A 17357-nucleotide genomic window follows, 5' to 3' on the forward strand; every position below is an offset into this window, starting at 1 on the left:
CGGGGCGCACGCCTCCCCGGAGGGGCGCCGGGCGCCGGGCGCCGGGCGCCCACGGCCGCCGTCCCGCGCGTCCGGCCCCCGGGGTCCGCTAGCGCAGGGAGGGGATCTCGATCGCCGGGCAGCGGTCCATCACCATCTCCAGGCCCGCCGCGCGGGTGCGCTCGTACGCCGCCTCGTCGACCACGCCGAGCTGGAACCAGACCGCCCTGGCCCCGACCGCCACCGCCTCGTCCGCGACGCCGCCGGCCAGTTCGGAGTTGACGAACACGTCCACGACGTCGACCGGGAAGGGGATCTCGGCCAGGGAGGCGTACCCCTTCTCGCCGTGCACCGTCTCCGCCTTGGGATGGACGGGCACGATCCGCTTGCCGAAGCGCTGGAGCACCGAGGCCACGCCCCAGGCGGCGCGGCTCCGGTTGGACGACAGGCCGACCACCGCCCAGGTGTCGCCGGTCTCGGTCAGGATCCTGCGGACAGTCTCTGAGTCTCCGTACATGCCCCTGCCAACCGGCGGCCCGGCCGGGCCATTCCCCGGGGCGGGCCCTAGGGTGGGCGGAATGCGGGAGCAGTATGTGACGGTCGCCGGCGAGGGCGTGCACGAGACCGAGGTGAACAGGTCGCGCTTCGTCTGCGCGCTCGCGCCCGCCGCCACGGAGGAGGAGGCGCAGGCGTTCGTCGCCCGGATCCGCGAGCGGCACGCGGACGCCACCCACAACTGCTGGGCGTACGTCATCGGCGCCGACGCCCGGGTGCAGAAGGCGAGCGACGACGGGGAGCCCGGCGGCACGGCCGGGGCGCCCATGCTCCAGATGCTGCTGCGCCGCGACGTCCGCTACGCCGTCGCGGTCGTCACGCGCTACTTCGGCGGGGTGAAGCTGGGCGCGGGCGGGCTGATCCGGGCCTACGGCGGCGCGGTCGGCGAGGCCCTCGACGCGCTGGGCACCGTCGTCCGGCGGCGCGTGCGGCTGGTCACCGTCACGGTGGACCACCAGCGGGCGGGCCGGGTCGAGAACGAGCTGCGCACCGGCGGCCGGGACGTGCGGGGCGTGCACTACGGCGCCGAGGTCGCCATCGAGGTCGCGCTGCCCGAGGCCGAGGTCGACGCCTTCCGGTCCTGGCTCGCCGACGCCACCGCGGGCACCGCCCGGCTGGAACTGGGCGGCGAGGCGTACGGGGCCGGATAGGGCGCGCGGTACGGTCCCGCGCCCGCGCCGCCGTACCGCGCCGGGCCTTCGCGACCGGAAGGCGGAAACTCGGCCAAATGCCCACTGGCGATCTTTAAGTGCCATGTGAACTCCAAGGCGCAGACATCAACAGGTTAGGTAAACGGCCGCGGAAATCGGCAAGTGTGTTCTAGTCTTCACACTCGGTACGGAGGCGACTGCGACGCCGGCATCCGCCGGCCGAGCGGGGGGAAGGGGACGCCGACCGAGTAGGGGGGCAGGGGTTTGTCCGAGGCTGCCGGAACGCGGGTCGTCGAAGCGCCCGCGAAGTTAGCCGAACCGTTACGCGTCCGCGCGCGTGAGAGAAGGGAGAGGGCGGGACCGGAGGCCGACGGGCGCCTCCTGGTGGCCCTGACGGTGGACGTGCTGGGCGCCGCCGCACCGGCCGGTGCGCTGGGCGCCGTGGAGGGACGGCCGCATCCGCTGCTGACCGGTCTGGCCGTCGGTGCGGTGTGGCCGCTGATCGCAGTCCTGAGGAAGCGCTACGCGGCGGGGGAACCGGGGGAGAGCGGAACCGTGCTGCCGGTGCTCCGCGACTGGCTGACGATGCTGGGCGTGCTCGCCGCGCTGTGCGTCGTGACGGGGACCGAGGTGTCGGCCGCCGCATGGCTGCCCGCCCTCCTCCCGTGCCTGGCGCTGACCGCCGTCCGCCGCAGGCTGGCGCACCGGCGCGCCCTGGCGCTGCGGCGCCGGGCGCAGGGGCTGCGGCGGGTGCTGGTGGTGGGGGAGGCACAGGCCGTGGAGGACCTGTCGGCGCGGATGGGGGCGCGCACCGACGGCCAGTACCTGGTGGTCGGCGGCTGCGTCCTCGGGGACGGCGGGGGGGAACCGGTGCCGCCCGGCCCCGACCGGCTCCCCGGCGGCGACGGCCGCGCGCAGGCGGAGGACGCGGACACCGTCCTCAGGCGCGCCGCGGAACTCGGCGCCGACGTGGTCTTCGTCGTCCCCGGGCGGCGGACGTCGGGGGAGGGACTGCGCCGCCTGGCGTGGGCGCTGCACGACGACGGCCGCGGCCTGGTCGTCGTCCCCGGCCTCGTCGACGTCTCGCGGCACCGGCTGCGGCCGGCCCGGACCGCGGGGATGACCGTGCTGCACGTGGAGCCGGCGGCCCGGCGCGGACTGCCGATGCTGCTCAAACGGGTCACCGACGGGGTGGGCGCGCTGCTGCTGGCCGTGGCGCTCGCCCCCGTCCTGCTGGGGGTGGCGGCGGCGGTGCGCCTGTCGTCCCCGGGGCCGGTCATCTACCGGCAGGTCCGTGTCGGGCAGGGGCGGGTGCCGTTCCGCATGTGGAAGTTCCGCACGATGGTGGAGTCCGCCGACCGGATGCGACCGGCCCTGGACGCGGCGAACGAGCACGACGGGGCGATGTTCAAGATGCGCGAGGACCCCCGGGTCACCCGGCTGGGGCGGTTCCTGCGCCGCTACTCCCTGGACGAGCTGCCGCAGCTGTTCAACGTGCTGGCCGGCCACATGTCGCTGGTGGGGCCCCGCCCGCCGCTGCCCGAGGAGGTGGAGCGCTACGACGAGACCGAGCTGCGCAGGCTGTCGGTCAAGCCGGGGATCACGGGGCTGTGGCAGGTCAGCGGACGGTCCGACCTGTCGTGGGACGAGACCGTCGCGCTCGACCTGAGCTATGTGGACAACTGGTCGTACGCCGGGGACGTCGAGGTCCTGGTCCGTACGGTCCGCGCCGTGGTGAGCGCCCGTGGCGCGTACTAGGAGGGGCGGCCCGGCGGGCGCCGCGACCGGGTCAGACCGGCTCCGGCGCGCCGCGCCAGGCGCGGTAGGTGGCGGCGACGCCCTCGGCCAGGCCGATCGAGGGGGACCAGCCCAGCGCGCGCATCCGGCCGGTGTCGAGCAGCTTGCGCGGGGTGCCGTCCGGCCTGGAGGGGTCGAAGGCGATCCGGCCCTCGTAGCCCACCACCGAGGCGACCAGGAGGGCCAGTTCGCGGATCGTCAGGTCCTCGCCGCAGCCGACGTTGACCGGCTCGTCGCCGTCGTAGCGGCGCAGCAGCACCTCGCACGCGGCGGCCAGGTCGTCCACGTGCAGGAACTCGCGGCGCGGCGTGCCGGTGCCCCAGAGCGTCACCTCGGGCAGCCCCCGCTCCCTCGCCTCGTGGAAGCGGCGGATGAGCGCGGGCAGGACGTGCGAGGTCTCGGGGTCGAAGTTGTCGCCGGGCCCGTAGAGGTTGGTCGGCATCGCCGAGACGAAGGAGGCGCCGAACTGCCGCCGGTAGGACTGGACCTGGACGATGCCGGCGATCTTGGCGACGGCGTACGCCTGGTTCGTCGGCTCGAGGGGGCCGGTCAGCAGGGCGCTCTCGGTGATCGGCTGCTCGGCGTGCCTGGGGTAGATGCAGCTCGACCCCAGGAAGAGCAGCCGCCGCACCCCGGCGGCGTGGGCGCCGGCGACCACGCCGAGCTGGATGCGGAGGTTGTCCTCCAGGAACTGCACCGGATACGTGCTGTTGGCCATGATCCCGCCCACCTTCGCGGCGGCCAGGACGACGCCGTCGGGCCGGGCGTCGCGCAGGTACGCGGCGGTGGCGGCGCCGTCGCGCAGGTCGAGTTCGGCGCGGGTGCGGGTCAGCACCTCGTAGCCCCGGGCGGACAGCCGCCGGGCCACGGCGGAACCGACCAGGCCGCGGTGTCCCGCGACGAAGACGCGGGCGGGCGGAGGCAGCAGATCGTCCATGGCGCGGATTCTGTCAGGGAAGACCTTACTTTTCTTCGATTTCTCGTGAAATATGGCCAGTTGTCGCCGTCGGCGTCCTGCCCCGCCCCGGCGTCCGGCCGGACACGACCCGACACCAGACCACTCGTGGGGGGACCACCATGTCGCGTACCGCTGTGATCACGGGCATCACCGGGCAGGACGGCTCGTACCTGGCCGAACTGCTGCTGGACAAGGGCTACACCGTGCACGGCCTGATGAGACGCTCGTCCAGTTTCAACACCGAGCGCATCGACCACATCTACGAGGATCCGCACACCCCGGACCGCCGCCTCGTCCTGCACCACGCGGACCTCTCCGACGGGGTGGCGCTGGTGAACCTGCTGCGCGACGTCCGGCCGGACGAGGTGTACAACCTGGGGGCCCAGTCCCACGTCCGCGTCTCCTTCGACGCGCCCCTGTACACCGGCGACGTGACCGGGCTCGGCGCCTTACGGCTGCTGGAGGCCATCCGGGCCAGCGGCGTGCGGACCCGGCTGTACCAGGCGTCGTCCTCGGAGATGTTCGGCGCCACCCCGCCGCCGCAGAACGAGACCACGCCCTTCCACCCGCGCAGCCCGTACGGCTGCGCCAAGGTCATGGCGTACTGGGCCACCGTCAACTACCGGGAGGCGTACGGCCTCCACGCCGTCAACGGCATCCTCTTCAACCACGAGAGCCCGCGGCGCGGCGAGACCTTCGTCACCCGCAAGATCACCCGCGCCGTCGCCCGCATCCGGGCGGGCCTGCAGGAGCACCTCTACCTGGGCAACCTCGACGCGGTCCGCGACTGGGGCTACGCGCCCGAGTACGTCGAGGCCATGTGGCGCATGCTCCAGCGCGACGAGCCCGACGACTACGTGGTGGCCACCGGCGTGGCCGCGACCGTCCGCGACTTCCTCACCGCCTCCTTCGGCGCCGCGGGCCTGGACTGGGAGCGCCACGTCCGCTTCGACCCCAAGTACGAGCGCCCCACCGAGGTGGACGCCCTGATCGGCGACGCCTCCAAGGCGCGGAAGCTGCTGGACTGGGCCCCCACGGTGCACTACGACGAGCTGGCCCGGATCATGGTCGAGGCCGACGTGGCGCAGCTGGAGGCCGAGCTGTCCGGCCGCCGCGTGCGGGTGGACCGATGAGCGCCCCGGCCGCCCCGCGCCGGCTGCGCGGCTTCACCGGCGCCGGCTACGACAAGCAGCGCGGCCCGCTCGTCCAGGCCGCCTGGTTCGCCGCGCTCAACCTGCTCTTCGTCAAGTGGTGGTTCCCGCCGCGCTGGCGCCCGGCCCTGCTGCGGGCCTTCGGCGCGCGCGTGGGGGAGCGGGTCCTCATCCGGCACCGGGTGCGCGTGCACTGGCCCTGGAAGCTGACCGTCGGCGACGACGTGTGGATCGGCGAGGGCGCCTGGCTGATCAACCTGGAGCCGATCACGATCGAGGACGACGTGTGCGTCTCCCAGGAGGCGGTGCTGTGCACCGGCAGCCACCAGCGGCGCTCGCCCACCTTCGAGTTCGACAACGCGCCGGTCCGTCTGGAGCGCGGCGCGTGGGTGGCCGCCCGCGCCCTGGTGCTGCGCGGCGTCACCGTCGGCGCGGGCGCGGTGGTCGGGGCCGGGGCGGTCGCCCACCGCGATCTGGCCCCGGGGGCCGTGCACACCGCCGGAGGCGCCCGATGAGGATCGTCCACACCGTCACCCTCACCGGCGACGACGGCGCGTACGGCGGCCCGGTGAGCGTGGCGACCGGGCAGCTCGCCGAACTCGCCGCACGCGGCCACGACACCGTGCTGGTGTCGCTGTGGCGCGGCCGGGCCGTGCCGCCGCGCACCCTGGACGGCGTGCCGCTGCGCGCCCACCGCGCCCGCGCGCTGGTGCCCGGCCAGGGGTTCCTCGGTCTGTTCCACCCCGGGCTGGCCGTCACCCTGTGGCGGCTGGCGGGCCGGGCCGACGTCCTGCACGTCCACGCCGGACGCGACCTGGTCTCCCTGGCGGCGCTGGCCGTCGCCGCACTGCGCCGCCGCCCCTTCGTGGTCCAGACCCACGGCATGGTCCAGCCCCGCCGCTCGGCCGCCGCCCGCCTCTTCGACCGCTGCTACGTGCCCCTGCTGCGGAGGGCCCGCGCCGCGCTGGTGCTCACCGAGGACGAGGAGACCGGGCTGCGCAGGGTGCTGCGGCCCGGCGGCCCGCCGATGGTCCGGCTGCCCAACGGGGTCCGGCCCCCGGCGGACGGGCCGGAGGGGACGGACGGGCCGGACGGAACGGAGGGCGCGGACGTGCTCTTCCTCGCCCGGCTCCACCCGCGCAAGCGCCCCGAGGCGTTCGTGCGCATGGCCGCGCTGGTGCGCGCCAAGCGCCCCGAGGCGTCCTTCGCCCTGCACGGGGCCGACGAGGGCCGGCTGGCCCCGGTGCGCCGGCTGATCGCGGACGAGGGCCTGGACGGGGCGGTGGAGTACGGCGGGCCGCTGGACCACGCCGCCGCGGTGCGGCGCATCGCCCGCGCCACCGTGTACGTCCTGCCCAGCGTGGACGAGCCGTTCCCGATGAGCGTGCTGGAGGCGCTGGCCGCGGGCACCCCCGTGGTCTGCACCGGCAGCTGCGGGATCGCCGCCGAACTGGAGCGGCGCGGAGCCGCGCTGGTCACCGACGGATCCCCCGAGGCGCTGGCCGAGGCGGTGCTGAGCCTGCTGGAGGACCGCTCGCTGCGCGAGCGCACCGCCGCGGCGGGCCGCACCGCCGCACGGGAGGAGTTCTCGCTGGCGGCCGTGGCCGACCGGCTGGAGAGGCTGTACGGGTCCGCCGCCCGCGCCGCCCGGCCCGGAGCGCGGTGAGGGTCCGCCGGCGGCCCGCGCCGCCCCCGTACGGCCCCGCGTCCCGCGCCCGCCCGTCAACCGGCGGCCGACGCCTCGCGCAGCAGTGCGGTGATCCGCTCCAGACCGGCCCGGCGGCTCAGGCGGCGCTCGACGTACTCCCGGCCCCGGGCGCCCAGTGCGGCGCACCGCTCCGGATCGCCGGCCAGCAGGCGGACTGCCTCCAGCAGGGCCCCGGGGTCCTCCGGGGGCACCACCACCCCGGCGCCGGAGCGCTCGACCTCCCGCGCGGTGCCGCTGCCGGCCGCGACGGAGGCGACCACCGGGCGCCCGGCCGTGAAGTACGAGGTCAGCTTGGACGGCAGGCTCATGTCCAGCACCGACGCCCGCTGGGTGACGGCCAGTACGTCCGCCGCGGCCAGGACCTCGGGGAACTCCTCGTCGCCGGCGGGCGGCAGGAGGACCAGCGACTCCACGTCCCGGGCCAGCTCCCGCAGGTGCTCGCGCCGGTGGCCGTCGCCCATCAGCACCACCCGTACGCCACCACCCGGACCGCCACCTGGACCACCGCCCGGACCGCCGTCCCGGTCGGCGAGGCGGGCGGCCTCCACCAGGACCTCCAGCCCCTGCTTGAGGCCCATGTTCCCCGAGTGCAGCACCACGGTGGCGTCCTCGGGCCAGCCCAGCCGGGCCCGGGTCCGCGCGCGGTCGCCGCCGGGTGCGCGCACATGCGTCCAGTTGGGCACCACCCGCACCCGCTCGCGCGGCACGCCCATCGCCGCCACCCGGTCGGTGAACGACTCGTGCACCACCCCGACCACCGCCGCCGAGCGCAGCACCCGGCCCTCCACGCCCCCGGCGAGCGAGGCGACCCGGCCGCCGCCGCTCATCCCGCTCTGCCCGGCCGCCGCGCCCATCAGGTCCTGGACGACCACCGCGTGCGGCACCCCCGCGCGCCGCGCGATCCCGGCGCCGAGGACACCGCCGGCCAGGCTGGGCATCTGGGAGAGCACCACGTCCGGGCGGACGCGCGGCGGCGCGAGTGCGCCGTGCGCCAGGACGCTCGCCTCGAACAGCCCCCGGCGCAGGGCCGTCTGGCGCGCCGGCACGGTGTGCCGGCGGCGGTGGACGGTGACCCCCTCGCGCGTCTCGCGCACCCGCCACCTGCCGCGGTACTCCTCGTGCACGCGCCACGCCGGGTAGTGCGGCATCCCGGCGAGGACATGGGTGTCGGCGCCCAGTCCGGCCAGGTGCTCGGCGATCTGCGTCGAGTACGGTCCTATGCCGGCGTGCTCCGGCGCGTAGTTGGTCGAGACCACGAGCACGCAGCGGCCCGCGAACGAGTCCAGCACTGCCGTCCCCCCTTCGAAGACGCGGTCATCGTAGGGGCCCGCGGCCCCGCGTGGGGACGTATCGGTGGAAAAGCCGATGGAGAACACGATCCCGTCCGTACCGCTCCCCGCGGGGGCGGACACGGGACGGGAGGAGGAGACCCGGCCATGCCCGAGAGGGAACCGGCCCCCGCGGCGGGACGAGCCGAGCGGCGCAGCGTCCCCGCGCTGTGCCTGTGCGCCGTCCTGCTCGTCCTGCTGCTGCCCGCGCTGGTGCTCTACGGGCAGGACGTACGCCCCGGCGCCGCGCTCGCGGTGCAGTGCGTGGTGGTGGCGCACACCGGCGGGGCACTGGCCCGGGTGCTGACCGACCCCCTGGTACGGGTCGTCGGCTTCGGTTTCTGGCTCTTCTGCTACGTCTGGCTGGGCCTGGCGCCGCTGGCCATGCTCGCGACCGACTCCTACCCGTGGGGCTTCGCCGTCGACGCCGGCGCCGCCTTCACCTCGGCGGTCCTGGTGGAGACCGGACTGCTCGCCTACAGCGCCGGGGCGGCGCTGGCGGGACGGCGGCCCGCCCGCACCTCCGCGGTGCTCGAACCGCTGCTCGCCCGCCGGATCACCCCCCTGCGCACCCTGCTGCTGAGCGGACTGGCCCTGGCGCTGGCCGCCGTCCTGGTGCCCGCCCAGGGCGGGCTCCCGGCGTTCTTCCGGAGCCGCCAGGCCGTCAACGAGGCGGCGTCGCAGGGTGATCCGGGCGGCGCCGCGGACCAGGCCCTGGCGGCGTGGAGCCTGTCGGTCCCGGCGTTCTGGGCCCTGGTCGCGCTGCTGTTCGTACCCCGGGCGCCGGGCGGGGACCGCACCCTGCGCGGAGCGCGGTGGATCCTGCTGCCGGTGCTGGTCGCGGTGAACGTCGTGGTCAACAACCCCGTGAGCCAGCCGCGCTTCTGGGCCGGGACGGTGCTGCTGACGATCCTCTTCGCCGCCCCCGCGCTGCGCCGGCCGCGCGCCTTCCGCGCGGCGGCGGCGGCCGTCACCGCCGCCGTGCTCGTGGTGTTCCCCTACAGCGACTACTTCCGCTACGAGAAGCGCGAGCCGGTCGAGGTCGTCTCGCTCGCCGAGCAGTTCACCTCCAACGGCGACTACGACGCCTTCCAGCAGATCGCGACGGGCGTCGACTACGTACGGGGGCACGGCCACGCGCCCCGGGACGCGCTCGGGCCGCCGCTGTTCTTCGTGCCGCGCGCCGTCTGGCCGGACAAGCCCGACGACGCCGGCATCCTCCTGGCCCGGCACGCCGGCTACGCCTTCGAGAACCTCTCCGCGCCGCTGTGGATCGAGAGCTACATGTGGGCCGGACTCCCCGGGGTCGCCGCGGTCTTCGCCCTGTTCGGGGCCGCGGGGCGGCGGATCGACGGCGTACGGCACCGGCTGCGGGAGCACGGCGGCACGTTCGCGGCCCTGGCCGTGACCGCGTTCGGCTTCTACCAGATCATCCTGCTGCGCGGCAGTCTGCTGTTCGTGATGGGACCGCTCACCCTGCTGCTCCTGGTACCGCTGCTGATCACCGGCAGGCCGGACCGGAAGGCCGCCCCGCCCGCTGCCCCGCCGCCCTCCGCGCCGCCGACCCGGGCCGCGGCGGCGGCCCGGGTCGTTCCGGAACCCGCCGGCCCCGCGCCCGCGGGCGCCGCACCCCGGACCGCCCCTTCGACCCCCTCCACAGGAGAAGCACGCACGTGAGCGCCTTCGACCAGTCCTCGCGGGAGCCCGACCAGCTCCGCGACCAGCTGCGCCGGCTCTTCCGCCACCGCGCCGTCATCGCCTCCGGCCTGCTGCTGGGCGCCCTCGGCGGCGGTGCCGTCTCCGCCCTCGGCGGCGCCGACTACACCGCCACCGGCGAGGTCGTCGTCCAGGCCATCAGCACCGCGCCGTTCGAGGCGGGCGGGGTGTCGGCCGACAAGCAGATCAGCATGGGCACCGAACGGCAGATCGCGCGGAGCGCGGCGGTCGCCGGCCGCGCCGCGGAGGCGCTGGGCGGGGGAGCCGACCCGGAGACGCTCCAGCGCGGTCTGCGGGTGAGCAATCCGCCCGAGACCCAGATCCTGGAGTTCGAGTACACGGCGGACTCGCCGCGGGAGGCCGCCGAGCGGGTCAACGCCTTCGTACGGGCCTATCTGGACCACCGCGAGGCCACCGTCACCCGGCGCATCGACAACACCGTCGCCGGCCTGGACGACGAGCTCAGGCCCCTGCTGGCGCAGCGCGACGAGCTGGACCTGGAGATCGCGAACGCGGTCACCCCCTCCGCCCGGCAGACCGCCGAGTCCGAGCGCGAGAACCTCGCCGCCCGGATAGCCGACCTCCAGGGGCGCATCACCGGACTGAAGACCCTGGACACCTCTCCCGGCGACGTGGTGCGCCGGGGCGAGGAGCCCGAGGCCCCCTCCGGCCCCGGAGTCGCGGTGGTCGTCCTGGTCGGATCGGTCGCCGGCCTGGCCGGCGGACTGCTGGCGGCCTGGATCCGCTCCCTCCTGGACCCGCGGGCGCGCTCGGCCGACGAGATCCGCACCGCCCTGCGGGCGCCGGTGCTCGGCACCCTGCCGCGGCGGCAGGACGGCGCGGAGGTCCTGGAGGTCGGACCGTCCCGCGGCGGGGAGCGGGCCGAGGAGTTCCGGACGGTCGCCCTGCGCGCGCTGCGCCACCCGCGCCTGGCCGGGCCCGGCTGCCTGCTGGTCGTCTCCGCCCGGGAGCACCCCGGGACCCTGCCCACCGCGGTCAACCTCGCCGCCGCCCTGGCGGAGACCGGCCGCGACGTGCTGCTGGTCGAGGCCGACCCGCGTACGCCGCGGCTGGCCGGGGAGCTCCCCGTGCGCGGCGCCGTCCGCGAGCCCGCGCCGGGCCGCTGGCCGGGCGGGGCGCGGATCACCGTGGACGCGGGCACCGCCGGATACCTCGAACTCGTCCCCGGACGCCGGGTGCCCGACCCCACGCGGGCGCTCAACTCCCCCGAGTTCACCGGTCTGCTGACCGGAGCGGCCGAGCGCGACGAGTACGTCGTGGCCGTCACCGGCCCGCTGCTGTCCCACGCGGACGGCACGGCCGTGGCCGGGCTGGCGCGCGGCGTGCTGGTGGTCTGCGACCCGGACACCACCCTCAGGGACGACCTGGACCGGGTGCGGGACCTGGTCACCTCCGTCGGCGGGCACGTCCTGGGCGCGGTGCTGTACGAGGGCGGCCGCGGACGCCGCCGGAACCCGTCGCGCGCCCCGGAGGACGAGGACACCGGGACGGACGGCACCACCGGAACCACCGGCTCCGGCGGCCCCGGCGGCCCCGGCAACGGCGAGGACACCGTGGCCCTCAAGCGCGTCGCACCGGGCGGGCCCGGCGCCCGCGCGGACGACACCGCCTACGGCTCGTACGGCCGGTACCGGCGCACCGGCGACGGCACCACCCTGCGCCCGTGACCGGCGCCCGGCCCGCCGCGCACGGCGGTACGGCGGCCCGGGCCCGGGGGGTCGGAGCGACCGTGCGCGGCGGCTGGTTCGGCTTCGCGGGCTCCGCGGTCAACGCGCTGTCCGGCTTCCTCCTCGTCGCCGTCGTCACCCGCGGGCTCGGCGCGCACGGGGCCGGCGCGGTCTTCGCGGGCGTCGCCGCGTTCACCATCGTGAGCAACGCCTGCAAGCTGGGCGCCGACACCGCGCTGGTGCGCTTCGTCTCCCGCGACCTGGAACTGACCGGCGGGGCCGGCGTGCCCGGGCTGCTGCGCACCGCGGTGCCGCCCGCCCTGGCGGCGAGCACGGCGTGCGCGGCGGTGCTGCTCCTCTCGCCCGCCCTGGCGGCCTGGCTGCTGCCGGGCCTCCCCGCCGGCCAGGCGCTGGAGGTGACGCGGCTGTTCGCGGTCTTCCTGCCGGTGGCGACCGTCTCCCTGGTGCTGCTCGGAGCCACCCGCGGATACGGCTCGGTGGTGCCCTTCGTGGGCGTCGAGCAGATCGGCAAGCCCGTGCTGCGGGTGGTGCTCGCCCTGCCCCTGGCGCTGCTCGCGCCGAGCGTCCTCGCGCTCTCCGCGGCCTGGCTGCTCCCCGCGCTGCTGGGCGCGGCGGCCGCCTGGGTCTCGCTGCGCCGCTCCCGCGCGGCGCACCCCGGCGGGGCGCGGGAGCCGGGGGCACGGCGGCCCGCCGGCCCCGGCGAGTTCTGGGCCTTCGCCGGGCCGCGCGCCCTGTCCTCGGTCTTCGACATCGCCGCGGTGTGGGTGGGGGTGGTCCTGCTGTCGGCGCTGGGCACCAGCGCCGAGGCCGGCGTCTACACCGCGGTCGGCCGCCTGGTGACCGCCGGCACCCTGCTCCAGCTCGCGGTCCGCCTCGCCGTCGCCGCCCAGATCAGCAGACTGATGACGAGCGGCCCGGAGCGGGAGGCGGAGCATCTGCACCGGCTGTCGACCCGATGGATCGTGCTGTTCTCCTGGCCCCTGTTCGTGGTGCTCGCGGCCTTCCCCGGCACCGTGCTGTCCCTGTTCGGGCCGGGCTTCGACCGGGGCGCCGCCGCGCTGGTGGTGCTCTCGGCGGCGTGCGTGGTCAACGTGGGGGTCGGCAACGCCCAGACCGTCGTGCTGATGGCCGGCCGCAGCACCTGGAACCTGGCGACCGCGGGCGCCGGCTTCGCCGTCCAGCTCGGTGCCGGGATCTGGCTCGCGCCGCGGTACGGGGTGGCGGGGGCGGCCCTGGCGTGGGGGCTGGCGATCGTGGTGGACAACGCGGCCTCGGCGCTGCTGGTGCGGCGGCTGGGCTTCCGCACCGTCGACCGCGGCTACCTCCACGCCGCCGCCGTCGCCTTCGCCGTCGTCGCCCCCCTGGCGTTCGGCGCCCGCGCGCTGTGGGGCGACACGGTGTGGGGGGCGCTGGCGGGTACCGCTTTCGCCATGTGCGGGTTCTGTGCGGCCGTGTGGCGCTATCGTGTGCCGCTGGGGGTGGGGGACTTCTTCCGGGTGCTGCGCAAGGGCAGCGAGGAGAAATCGCGGTGAGAGACGGGTGGTTGCCGCGTGCGCCGACCGGCGCGGACGCCCTCCCCGCCCCGCCTCGTTCCGTCCGCGCTCATGCGTTTCCAGGGGGGAATCCATGCGCAGAAGAAGAACCGTCAGAACCCTGCTCGCCGCCGCCGTGCTCGGCCTGTCGTCCACCGCCCTGGCGGCGGGCCCGGCCCAGGCCGCCGGCGAGCCCACACTGACCGCCGATCCGCTGAGCACCTGGCAGACCGACGGCATCGTCTGGACCCTGGCCCACGCCCGGGGCGTCGTCTACGTGGGGGGCACCTTCGAACACATCCGCCCGCCCGGGGCGGCCCCCGGCACCGGTGAGCTGCCGCGCAGGAACTTCGCCGCGTTCGACGCGGTGACCGGCGAACCCCTCCCCTGCGCACCGGAGTTCACCGGGGGAGCGGAGACGGTCCGGGCCATGAAGGCGTCGCCCGACGGCTCGCTGCTCTACATCGGCGGCTCGTTCGGCAGCGCCGGGGGAGTGGGCCGCTCCAACACCGCGGCCCTGGACACCGCCGACTGCACCGTCGCCGCCGACTGGAAGCCGGTCGTCTCCTCCACGGTCCGGGCCATCGACGTCACCGACACCGCCGTCTACATCGGCGGCCAGTTCACCACCGTCCAGGGGCAGACGCGCGAACGCGTCGCGGCCCTGGCCCCCGACAGCACCCTGCTGCCCTTCAACGTCACCGTCCGGGGCTCGTCGATCTCCAACGACCCCACCCCGGGCATCAACGCCATCACCGTCGCCCCGCACCTGAACAAGGTCGTCATCGGCGGCCGGTTCACCTCGATCAACGGCAGCCTGCTCAACAGCGTGCACGGACTGGTCGGCCTGGACGCGACCACCGGACGGATCACCGACCGCTTCACCGGCTGGATCCCCCGCCGCTCCGCGGTCAAGTCGCTGGTCAACGACGGCACCAACTTCTACCTGGGCGCCGAGGGCACCGGCGGCGGGGTCTTCGACGGCCGCGCGGCCGGCCGGCTCTCCGACGGCGCGCTGCTGTGGAAGGACACCTGCCTGGGCGCCACCCAGGCCGTGGTCCCGTACCAGGGCGTCCTCTACAGCGCCTCGCACGCGCACAACTGCGACCAGACGCCCGGCGGCTTCCCGGAGCACAACAACCGCCAGCACCTGCTGGCCCAGTCGATCTCCGACGAGACGATCCTGCCCTGGTTCCCCGACACCAACGACGGCATCGGCGAGCAGATCGGCCCGCGCGCCATGGTCATGGCCGACGGCATCCTGTGGACGGGCGGCGAGTTCACCACCGTCAACGAGAAACCGCAGCAGGGGCTGACCCGCTTCGCCGCGGCGCCCGACACCGGGGCTCCCCAGGTGCCGCTGATGAGCGGCGCCACCGGCGCCACGGGGAAGATCGAGCTGAGCTGGAAGGCCTCCTGGGACCGGGACGACGGCGTCCTGACCTACCGGATCTACCGGGACGGCGTCTTCCTGACCTCCATCGACCAGGACTCCCGCTACTGGGACCGGCCCATGATGGGCTACACCGACACCGTGGAGCCCGGCGCGACGCACCGCTACTCGCTGGAGGTCACCGACGGCACCAACCTCTCGGGGCGCAACGGTCCCGTGTACGTGACAGCCGGCAACTGACCCGACCGCACGCCGAGGAGAGCGGATGACGCATCGAGTGGGCTACGCGCCCGGGGTCTACGACTTATTCCACATCGGACACCTGAACATCCTGCGACACGCCAGGAGCCGGTGCGACTACCTGGTGGCCGGCGTGGTGTCCGACGAGATGGCCAGGCAGGCCAAGGGCCGGTCACCGGTCGTTCCGCTCACCGAGCGGCTGGAGATCGTGCGCAGCATCCGCTTCGTGGACGCGGCGTTCGTGGAGACCGTGCCCGACAAGCTGGAGACCTGGCAGCAGGTGCGCTTCGACGTCATCTTCAAGGGCGACGACTGGCGGGGCACGGAGAAGGGGGAGAGGCTGGAGCGGGACTTCGCCGGCGTCGGGGTCGAGGTCGTGTACTTCCCCTACACCGTCCACACCTCCAGCACCCTGCTGCGCCGGGCGCTCGACGGGCTCGTCGAGTCGGCCTGAACGGCCCCCGGCGCACCGCCGCACCGCACCCCCGCCGCCCCGGCCCCGCGCCGGGGCGGCGGGGGACGGGGCGGGAGGGGTGCGGTCAGCGGGCGGGGACGGACAGCTCGCGGTACCACTTCACCAGGAACGCCACCATGAACAGCAGGTGGGCGGCGAGCAGCGCGCAGTACAGCGCCAGGAACAGCCCGCGGTTCCCGAGGAAGAGGAACACCGCGCAGAACACCCCGTAGTCCACCGGCAGCAGGGCGACCGAGCGGAGGGTGGAGGGGGGCGCCGCGGGGCCGGGCCCTCCCGCGTTCCGCTTCAGCTGCTCGGTCAGGACACCGCCGAAGAAGACCAGCACGGCGGCGAACTGGAAGGCGACGGGTATGAGCAGGTACGCCGGGTCCGAGAAGCCGAAGTTGCGGTGGAAGGAGACGAGCACCGCCATGTGGAGCGCGAGCATCTTCGCGCAGTCCACCACGTGGTCGAGCCACTCCCCGGCCGGGCTGCCGCGCTTCGTCAGCCGGGCGAGCTGGCCGTCGGCGGAGTCCAGCGCGAAGCCGACCACCAGCGCGGCGAACACCCCCAGCGCCAGACCGTGCGAGGGCGGCAGGAGGGCGAGCAGCGCCACTCCCGTGAACGTGCACACCGCGCTGGCCACCGTGACCTGGTTGGGGGACATGCGCGCGGCGTAGGCCGCGGCGGCCAGTAACCGGCCGGCGGGCCGGTTGACGTACCGCGAGTACAGCGACACCCCCCTGGACGACTTCTGCGCCGCCGCCAACTCCCCCACGGCACAACGGAACCGGCTCATCTCTTCCCCCCACAGGACACACGGAACCCCAAGGAGCACATCATGGCAGGCAACTCCTCCCGGCGGGCCTTCCTGACGGCGGGCACGGTCGGCGCACTGGCGGCCGGGCTCGCGGGCTGCGACGCACCGGGCACACCGCCGGCGGACGCGCGCGAGGCCGCCCCCGTCGGCGGCGGCAGGCCCGGCGGCAAGGACACCGTCGACGTCGTCGCCGACTTCGGCGCCAGGGGCGACGGGCGGACCGACGACAGCCGCGCCTTCGCCCGCGCCTACCGGTACGCGGCCGACCGCGTGTGGGACAACACCGGCCGCACCGTCGTCGACGTCCCCGCCGGCACCTACCTGGTGCGCGAGCCGAACGCGCTGATCGACGCCACCGGCGGGCAGGTGAAGGCCAACGGGCTGCGGTTCAGGGGCGCGGGCAAGCGCATGACGCAGATCCTCTTCGCACCGGAGGGGACGGAGGACGCGTACCTGTGCCGCAACGAGGACTGCTGGGCGAACGTCGCCTTCGAGCACATCGGGTTCCGCTCGGGCACCCCGGGCGCCTCGTTCTTCTACTCCTACTCCACCGGGCAGGCCCAGGACTACCGGTTCAGCGAGTGCGAGTGGCTGGGGGAGTGGACCTATGGGCTCGCCCTCGACGGCAGCAACACCAACTCCGAGATGCGCTGGGACGCCTGCCGGGTCGGCGGCGCGTACCGCAGGGCGTTCCTCTACTCCGGGCTGTCGCACAGATCGCGGGACCGGCGGCAGCAGGACCAGTTCCTCAACTACTGGTTCAACGACATGAAGGTGGAGTACGAGTGGGGCAACTTCCTGGAGTTCCCCTACGGGGGCTCGATCACCTGCCGGGGCGGCTCCTACATCGTCACCGGCCGCCGCCCGCACGGGAGCGGGGAGTACGGGCGGACCAGCACCTTCTTCCGCTTCCCGCGCGGCGAGCACCACGGCTCCGTGCAGCGCTTCCACGCCGAGGACATCCGCTTCGAGGTGCGCGGCCCCGACACCGTGGTGATCGACTGCGCCTGGGAGAGCGGAACGGTGCGCTTCAACGACTGCGACGACACCGCCAACGCCTTCAAGGACTTCGCCCCCGGCACCCGTCCCCACCGCTACCGCCGCACCGCGCGCGGCCCGCTGGTGCGCTACGACTCCTGCCAGCTCTCCGGGCACCACGACTTCGCCCCCGCCCCGGACGGCGGCGGCGGCGACGGCGGGTCCGGCCCGGTCGCCCGCTACGACATGTGCCTGCTGGCCAACCACGCCCAGCGGGACTTCGTCACCGGGGACGCGAGCGGGGTCAGGTTCACCGACTGCCTGGGCCGCTGACCGACCCGGTTCCCCCGTCCGGGACGTTCCGCCGAACGGATCATGCAACAATCCAG

Annotated in this window: 15 protein-coding genes; 11 read left to right on the plus strand and 4 right to left on the minus strand. The window is 75.0% G+C overall.

Going from position 1 to position 17357, the window contains the following annotated elements; translation table 11 throughout:
- Nucleotides 1-88: 88 nt before the first annotated feature.
- Nucleotides 89-496, minus strand: a complete 408-nt coding sequence (locus tag QC029_RS17555; RefSeq protein WP_279556627.1) for a CoA-binding protein — start codon at nucleotides 494-496, stop codon at nucleotides 89-91.
- Between the two features lie 61 nt (nucleotides 497-557).
- Here QC029_RS17555 and QC029_RS17560 point away from each other — a divergent pair, with 61 nt between their 5' ends.
- Nucleotides 558-1184, plus strand: a complete 627-nt coding sequence (locus QC029_RS17560) for a YigZ family protein (protein ID WP_279556628.1) — start codon at nucleotides 558-560, stop codon at nucleotides 1182-1184.
- A gap of 384 nt (nucleotides 1185-1568) precedes the next feature.
- A complete protein-coding gene (locus QC029_RS17565) occupies nucleotides 1569-2942 on the plus strand; it encodes an exopolysaccharide biosynthesis polyprenyl glycosylphosphotransferase (RefSeq protein WP_279556629.1) in 1374 nt (457 codons plus the stop codon).
- Between the two features lie 31 nt (nucleotides 2943-2973).
- Here the strand turns inward: QC029_RS17565 and QC029_RS17570 are convergent, their stop codons facing one another.
- Nucleotides 2974-3918, minus strand: coding sequence for a GDP-L-fucose synthase (locus tag QC029_RS17570; protein WP_279556630.1), 945 nt, complete (start codon nucleotides 3916-3918; stop codon nucleotides 2974-2976).
- A gap of 140 nt (nucleotides 3919-4058) precedes the next feature.
- Here QC029_RS17570 and gmd point away from each other — a divergent pair, with 140 nt between their 5' ends.
- Genes gmd through QC029_RS17585 form a run of 3 tightly spaced genes read left to right on the plus strand, consistent with a single transcriptional unit; the run spans nucleotide 4059 to nucleotide 6756 of the window.
- Nucleotides 4059-5072: a GDP-mannose 4,6-dehydratase gene (gene gmd, locus QC029_RS17575; RefSeq protein ID WP_279556631.1), complete on the plus strand. Its 1014-nt coding sequence runs from the start codon at nucleotides 4059-4061 to the stop codon at nucleotides 5070-5072.
- The gene (locus QC029_RS17580) at nucleotides 5069-5605 is read left to right on the plus strand and encodes a DapH/DapD/GlmU-related protein (protein ID WP_279556632.1); all 537 of its coding nucleotides are present in this window, start codon (nucleotides 5069-5071) and stop codon (nucleotides 5603-5605) included. The genes gmd and QC029_RS17580 overlap by 4 nt, the downstream gene beginning before the upstream one ends.
- Nucleotides 5602-6756: a glycosyltransferase gene (locus QC029_RS17585; RefSeq protein WP_279556633.1), complete on the plus strand. Its 1155-nt coding sequence runs from the start codon at nucleotides 5602-5604 to the stop codon at nucleotides 6754-6756. Before QC029_RS17580 ends, QC029_RS17585 begins: the two co-directional genes overlap by 4 nt.
- 56 nt (nucleotides 6757-6812) lie before the next feature.
- Here the strand turns inward: QC029_RS17585 and QC029_RS17590 are convergent, their stop codons facing one another.
- Nucleotides 6813-8084: a glycosyltransferase gene (locus QC029_RS17590; protein ID WP_279556683.1), complete on the minus strand. Its 1272-nt coding sequence runs from the start codon at nucleotides 8082-8084 to the stop codon at nucleotides 6813-6815.
- A gap of 150 nt (nucleotides 8085-8234) precedes the next feature.
- Between QC029_RS17590 and QC029_RS17595 the strand changes: the two genes are divergently transcribed.
- The 5 genes from QC029_RS17595 to QC029_RS17615 all read left to right on the plus strand — a co-directional run bounded on the left by QC029_RS17595 (nucleotide 8235) and on the right by QC029_RS17615 (nucleotide 15170).
- On the plus strand, nucleotides 8235-9803 hold the full coding sequence (locus tag QC029_RS17595) for a hypothetical protein (protein ID WP_279556634.1): 1569 nt from the start codon (nucleotides 8235-8237) through the stop codon (nucleotides 9801-9803).
- Nucleotides 9800-11530, plus strand: coding sequence for a lipopolysaccharide biosynthesis protein (locus QC029_RS17600; RefSeq protein ID WP_279556635.1), 1731 nt, complete (start codon nucleotides 9800-9802; stop codon nucleotides 11528-11530). The genes QC029_RS17595 and QC029_RS17600 overlap by 4 nt, the downstream gene beginning before the upstream one ends.
- Nucleotides 11527-13083 (plus strand): lipopolysaccharide biosynthesis protein, encoded by a 1557-nt coding sequence (locus QC029_RS17605; protein ID WP_279556636.1) that lies wholly within the window; start codon nucleotides 11527-11529, stop codon nucleotides 13081-13083. The genes QC029_RS17600 and QC029_RS17605 overlap by 4 nt, the downstream gene beginning before the upstream one ends.
- A gap of 94 nt (nucleotides 13084-13177) precedes the next feature.
- Nucleotides 13178-14716 carry a fibronectin type III domain-containing protein gene (locus tag QC029_RS17610; protein ID WP_279556637.1) on the plus strand — a complete coding sequence of 513 codons (1539 nt, stop codon included), beginning with the start codon at nucleotides 13178-13180 and terminating at the stop codon, nucleotides 14714-14716.
- A 25-nt stretch (nucleotides 14717-14741) separates the two neighbouring features.
- On the plus strand, nucleotides 14742-15170 hold the full coding sequence (locus QC029_RS17615) for an adenylyltransferase/cytidyltransferase family protein (protein ID WP_279556638.1): 429 nt from the start codon (nucleotides 14742-14744) through the stop codon (nucleotides 15168-15170).
- Nucleotides 15171-15255: 85 nt separating this feature from the next.
- Here the strand turns inward: QC029_RS17615 and QC029_RS17620 are convergent, their stop codons facing one another.
- A complete protein-coding gene (locus QC029_RS17620; RefSeq protein ID WP_279556639.1) occupies nucleotides 15256-15969 on the minus strand; it encodes a CDP-alcohol phosphatidyltransferase family protein in 714 nt (237 codons plus the stop codon).
- A 42-nt stretch (nucleotides 15970-16011) separates the two neighbouring features.
- Here QC029_RS17620 and QC029_RS17625 point away from each other — a divergent pair, with 42 nt between their 5' ends.
- On the plus strand, nucleotides 16012-17301 hold the full coding sequence (locus QC029_RS17625; RefSeq protein ID WP_279556640.1) for a glycosyl hydrolase family 28-related protein: 1290 nt from the start codon (nucleotides 16012-16014) through the stop codon (nucleotides 17299-17301).
- The last annotated feature ends 56 nt before the right edge of the window (nucleotides 17302-17357 follow it).

This window comes from Streptomyces sp. DH37, assembly GCF_029813835.1.
Lineage (GTDB): Bacteria > Actinomycetota > Actinomycetes > Streptomycetales > Streptomycetaceae > Streptomyces.